The sequence below is a fragment of the Haloflavibacter putidus genome (assembly GCF_006546625.1).
Classification (GTDB): domain Bacteria; phylum Bacteroidota; class Bacteroidia; order Flavobacteriales; family Flavobacteriaceae; genus Mesonia; species Mesonia putida.
Genome location: NZ_VIAR01000023.1, coordinates 1 through 6,123, shown reverse-complemented (window position 1 = coordinate 6,123; position 6,123 = coordinate 1). Strand labels below are relative to the sequence as shown.

The 6,123-nt window shown below is 44.8% G+C and carries 2 tRNA genes and 3 rRNA genes; all 5 read left to right on the top strand.

The window, feature by feature from the left end:
* The first annotated feature begins 490 nt into the window (after window positions 1-490).
* The 5 genes from FKR84_RS13170 to rrf all read left to right on the top strand — a co-directional run bounded on the left by FKR84_RS13170 (window position 491) and on the right by rrf (window position 5,819).
* Window positions 491-2,018: ribosomal RNA gene (locus FKR84_RS13170) — 16S ribosomal RNA — on the top strand.
* Between the two features lie 172 nt (window positions 2,019-2,190).
* Window positions 2,191-2,264 (top strand) — tRNA-Ile (locus FKR84_RS13165).
* Window positions 2,265-2,402: 138 nt separating this feature from the next.
* Window positions 2,403-2,476, top strand: a tRNA-Ala gene (locus tag FKR84_RS13160).
* A 213-nt stretch (window positions 2,477-2,689) separates the two neighbouring features.
* Window positions 2,690-5,533, top strand: a 23S ribosomal RNA gene (locus FKR84_RS13155).
* 175 nt (window positions 5,534-5,708) lie between these two features.
* A 5S ribosomal RNA gene (gene rrf / locus FKR84_RS13150) occupies window positions 5,709-5,819 on the top strand.
* Together the 16S, 23S and 5S rRNA genes with 2 tRNA genes alongside form the textbook arrangement of a ribosomal RNA operon.
* Window positions 5,820-6,123: the final 304 nt, after the last annotated feature.

Sequence of the window (6,123 nt, the reverse complement as noted above, 5' to 3'; positions counted from 1 at the left end):
ATCTTTCACTTTGATTTTCAGGCATTTTAGATAGCAATTAAGAAAAGTTTAAATTTATTTCAAAAAAGGTTTGTTTAGGAAAGAAAAAGGGTTGTATATTTGCACCCGCTTTCGGGCATATTAGTTCATTAAAAGGATGATGTTTTTGGGATTTTTAGGGGAGAAAATTTTTTCTAAAAAAATAAAATAAAAAGCTTGTTATATTAAAAATAAGTTTTACATTTGCACCCGCAAAACGCGCTAAGAAGTTCAGAATAAAAAAGCCGGGATTGGCAAGCATTTTTAAAGAGGTGTTTTATAGGGTTCGACTCCTTTGTTTTTAACGAGATAAAGACTTTTTAGAGAAGAAGTTTTTTTGAGAAGTTCATTGATATATTGACAGAAATTGAATTAAGGCTAAATAGCATATTTTGAGTCTTGTTTTTAGAGATAGAAACACGATAAATTCCGATAAGGATGTTTTTAGGTATTGTAAAATATTTAAGAAACAACGATGAAGAGTTTGATCCTGGCTCAGGATGAACGCTAGCGGCAGGCCTAACACATGCAAGTCGAGGGGTAACATAGAGTGCTTGCACTCTGATGACGACCGGCGGATGGGTGAGTAACGCGTATACAATCTACCTGTAACAGGGGTATAGCCCGAAGAAATTTGGATTAACCCCCCATAGTATTGCAGACCGGCATCGGTTAGCAATTAAAACTTAGGTGGTTATAGATGAGTATGCGTCCCATTAGTTAGTTGGTAAGGTAACGGCTTACCAAGGCAGCGATGGGTAGGGGTCCTGAGAGGGAGATCCCCCACACTGGTACTGAGACACGGACCAGACTCCTACGGGAGGCAGCAGTGAGGAATATTGGACAATGGGAGCAATCCTGATCCAGCCATGCCGCGTGCAGGAAGACTGCCCTATGGGTTGTAAACTGCTTTTACAGAGGAAGAATCGCCATTACGTGTAGTGGTTTGACGGTACTCTGGGAATAAGGATCGGCTAACTCCGTGCCAGCAGCCGCGGTAATACGGAGGATCCGAGCGTTATCCGGAATCATTGGGTTTAAAGGGTCCGTAGGCGGGCAGTTAAGTCAGTGGTGAAAGTCTGTCGCTTAACGATAGAATTGCCATTGAAACTGATTGTCTTGAGTTATTATGAAGTGGTTAGAATGAGTAGTGTAGCGGTGAAATGCATAGATATTACTCAGAACACCGATTGCGAAGGCAGATCACTAATAATATACTGACGCTGATGGACGAAAGCGTAGGTAGCGAACAGGATTAGATACCCTGGTAGTCTACGCCGTAAACGATGGTCACTAGCTGTTCGGACTAATTGCGGTCTGAGTGGTTAAGCGAAAGTGATAAGTGACCCACCTGGGGAGTACGTTCGCAAGAATGAAACTCAAAGGAATTGACGGGGGCCCGCACAAGCGGTGGAGCATGTGGTTTAATTCGATGATACGCGAGGAACCTTACCAGGGCTTAAATGTAGTCTGACAGTCCCCGAAAGGGGATTTTCTTCGGACAGATTACAAGGTGCTGCATGGTTGTCGTCAGCTCGTGCCGTGAGGTGTCAGGTTAAGTCCTATAACGAGCGCAACCCCTGTGGTTAGTTGCCAGCGAGTAATGTCGGGAACTCTAGCCAGACTGCCGGTGCAAACCGCGAGGAAGGTGGGGATGACGTCAAATCATCACGGCCCTTACGTCCTGGGCCACACACGTGCTACAATGGTAGGGACAGAGAGCAGCCACTTCGCGAGAAGGAGCGAATCTACAAACCCTATCACAGTTCGGATCGCAGTCTGCAACTCGACTGCGTGAAGCTGGAATCGCTAGTAATCGCATATCAGCCATGATGCGGTGAATACGTTCCCGGGCCTTGTACACACCGCCCGTCAAGCCATGAAAGCCGGGGGTACCTGAAGTCGGTTGCCGCAAGGAGCCGCCTAGGGTAAGACTGGTAATTGGGGCTAAGTCGTAACAAGGTAGCCGTACCGGAAGGTGCGGCTGGAACACCTCCTTTCTAGAGCATACATATTTATATGTATCGCAATATTTGAGAGCTTTTTTATTAGGAAGCTTAAGATATTGCTGTTTGGTCTTAATATCTGTCAATTATTTTATTGTAAATTTTGTATAGTGTATAGAGTTTTTGATATACTTATTGCGCAATATAAAATGCATATAAAAAATGCAGTCTCATAGCTCAGCTGGTTAGAGCGCTACACTGATAATGTAGAGGTCGGCAGTTCGAGTCTGCCTGAGACTACGAAGTGATTAAAAATTTAGGATTGGAAGATTTTANGTTTTTAACTAAACAAGTTCATTACAAATTGAAAGGAAATTCTAGAAGTTGAGTAGTAGTTGTATCTAACTACTAACTACTATGTACTAACTACTAGTATATGGGGGATTAGCTCAGCTGGCTAGAGCGCCTGCCTTGCACGCAGGAGGTCATCGGTTCGACTCCGATATTCTCCACAATTTTTAGTATAGAGTACTAAGGATTGAGTATTGAGAATTACTCATTACTCACTACTATTTACTCATTACTAATAGAAACGTTCATTGACATATTGAAAGAATAAAGAATACGAGAGAACACCTATTTTTTTTNTTTTTTTTAGATAAGGAAATAGGATTTATACATTATAATAATTTACTAGAGATAGTAAAGAGCAAATTAGGTAAAAGACATAAGCTTATTAAGGGCGTATGGGGGATGCCTAGGCTCTCAGAGGCGATGAAGGACGTGATAAGCTGCGAAAAGCTACGGGGATCGGCACACACGAATTGATCCGTAGATATCCGAATGGGGCAACCCACTACATTGAAGGTGTAGTATCCGCAAGGAGGCGAACCCGGAGAACTGAAACATCTAAGTACCCGGAGGAGAAGAAAACAACAGTGATTGCGCTAGTAGCGGCGAGCGAACGTGCAGGAGCCCAAACCAATAGGTTTACGGATCTATTGGGGTTATAGGACCGCGATATTCGATGCTTGCAGAATTGGAACAAGTTGGAAAGCTTGGCCGTAGACGGTGACAGCCCGGTACAAGTAATAATATAGTTATCGATAGTGGTATCCTGAGTAGTGCGGGGCACGAGAAACCCTGTATGAATTTGGCGGGACCATCCGCTAAGGCTAAATACTCCTGAGAGACCGATAGTGAACCAGTACTGTGAAGGAAAGGTGAAAAGAACCCTGAACAAGGGAGTGAAACAGACCCTGAAACCATACGCTTACAAGCGGTCGGAGTCTCGATTTATCGGGATGACGGCGTGCCTTTTGCATAATGAGCCTACGAGTTACCATTGCCAGCGAGGTTAATCTTTTTAAAGAGAGGAGCCGTAGCGAAAGCGAGTCTTAATAGGGCTACAAAGTTGGTATTGGTAGACGCGAAACCGAGTGATCTACCCTTGGGCAGGTTGAAGCTTTGTTAACCCAAAGTGGAGGACCGAACCCGTTGACGTTGAAAAGTCTTGGGATGACCTGAGGGTAGGGGTGAAAGGCCAATCAAACTCGGAAATAGCTCGTACTCCCCGAAATGCATTTAGGTGCAGCGATTATTTAGTTTTATAGAGGTAGAGCTACTGATTGGATGCGGGGGCTTCACCGCCTACCAATTCCTGACAAACTCCGAATGCTATAAAATGCTTTTAATCAGTGAGGGCATGGGTGCTAAGGTCCATGTCCGAGAGGGAAAGAACCCAGACCATCAGCTAAGGTCCCCAAATGTATGTTAAGTTGAACAAACGCGGTTGAACTGCTTAGACAGCTAGGATGTTGGCTTGGAAGCAGCCATTCATTTAAAGAGTGCGTAACAGCTCACTAGTCGAGCGGTTCGGCATGGATAATAATCGGGCATAAACATACTACCGAAGCTATGGATTTTGTACTTAAAGTACAAAGTGGTAGGGGAGCATTGTAACGAAGCTGAAGGTGTACTGCGAGGTATGCTGGATTTGTTACAAAAGAAAATGTAGGCATAAGTAACGATAAGACGGGCGAGAAACCCGTCCACCGAAAGACTAAGGTTTCCTCAGCTATGCTAATCAGCTGAGGGTTAGTCAGGACCTAACGCGAACCCGAAAGGGGTAGTGGATGGACAAGCAGTTAATATTCTGCTACCTGCTTTAAATTAAAAGCGACGGAGTCGGAAGGATAGCGCGTACTGACGGAATAGTACGTTGAACCACGAGTGATTGTGGGATAGTACACTTAAGCTACGGCGGCGGTGATAGCTATCTGCCCTGCTTCCAAGAAAAGCGATTAAAGCAGCCTGTACCGTAAACCGACACAGGTAGTTGGGATGAGAATTCTAAGGTGCTCGAGAGATTCATGGCTAAGGAACTAGGCAAAATAGACGCGTAACTTCGGGAGAAGCGTCGCCCCCAAGTTTACTTGGGGGCCGCAGTGAAAGAGTCCAGGCGACTGTTTATCAAAAACACAGGGCTATGCTAAATCGAAAGATGACGTATATGGCCTGACACCTGCCCGGTGCCGGAAGGTTAAGTGGAGGCGTTATCATTAGAGAAGCGCTAAAATGAAGCCCCGGTAAACGGCGGCCGTAACTATAACGGTCCTAAGGTAGCGAAATTCCTTGTCGGGTAAGTTCCGACCTGCACGAATGGTGCAACGATCTGGACACTGTCTCAGCCATGAGCTCGGTGAAATTGTAGTATCGGTGAAGATGCCGATTACCCGCTGTGGGACGAAAAGACCCCGTGAACCTTTACTATAGCTTAGTATTGGTTTTGGACAAGTGATGTGTAGGATAGGTGGGAGGCTTTGAAGCGGTATCGCTAGGTATCGTGGAGCCATTGTTGAAATACCACCCTTTACTTGTTTAAAGCCTAACCCCATTTATTGGGGGAAAATGCTTGGTGGGTAGTTTGACTGGGGTGGTCGCCTCCAAAAGAGTAACGGAGGCTTCTAAAGGTTCCCTCAGCACGCTTGGTAACCGTGCGTAGAGTGTAATGGCATAAGGGAGCTTGACTGAGAGACATACAGGTCGATCAGGTACGAAAGTAGAGCATAGTGATCCGGTGGTTCCGCATGGAAGGGCCATCGCTCAAAGGATAAAAGGTACTCCGGGGATAACAGGCTGATCTCCCCCAAGAGCTCACATCGACGGGGGGGTTTGGCACCTCGATGTCGGCTCGTCACATCCTGGGGCTGGAGAAGGTCCCAAGGGTTGGGCTGTTCGCCCATTAAAGTGGCACGCGAGCTGGGTTCAGAACGTCGTGAGACAGTTCGGTCTCTATCTACAGTGGGCGTAAGAAATTTGAGTGGATCTGACTCTAGTACGAGAGGACCGAGTTGGACAAACCTCTGGTGTATCTGTTGTTCCGCCAGGAGCATCGCAGAGTAGCTACGTTTGGCAGGGATAAGCGCTGAAAGCATATAAGCGCGAAACCCACCACAAGATGAGATTTCTTTAAAGGGTCCCCGTAGACTACGGGGTTGATAGGCTATAGGTGTAAAGGCAGTAATGTCATAGCCGAGTAGTACTAATAACCCGTTTAGCTTATGTATTCTTCTCCCCCAAGTTTACTTGTGGGGAGAAGGTAAAACCTTTTTGCAGTGTATAAATAGTTTGTTTGTCTTTCTTTGTTTTTTCAATATGTTACCTTATTAGTAGCTGGGTGTTTAGTGGATAGTATTTAGTAGTGAGTACTGAGTATTTAATAAAACAACCGGCTCAAAAGCTTAAGGTGGTTATAGCAGCGGGGCTCACCTCTTTCCATTCCGAACAGAGCAGTTAAGCCCGTTAGCGCAGATGGTACTACTATCTTTGTGGGAGAGTATGTCGCCGCCTTTTTTTATAAAGCACTTATCGAAAGATAGGTGCTTTTTTTGTTTATAACAGTTTGAGAAAAGGACTTTAATCACAAACAGCTCTTTGGGTTAATCCCCGCAACTTTATTTTTTTGTTGGTGGTTATTAGCTATAAGTTTTATGCTGTAAGCTGTAAGCGCAGGGATAGCACGTGTCTTAAAAGCTGATAAAATACAAACTCTCATTCCGTTATCAAGAATTATAGACTACTATAAGCGGTAAGCTGTACGCTATAAAACCCAAAAAGAATTAACATAATGCCTAAAGCATATAGCTTAAAGCTGAAA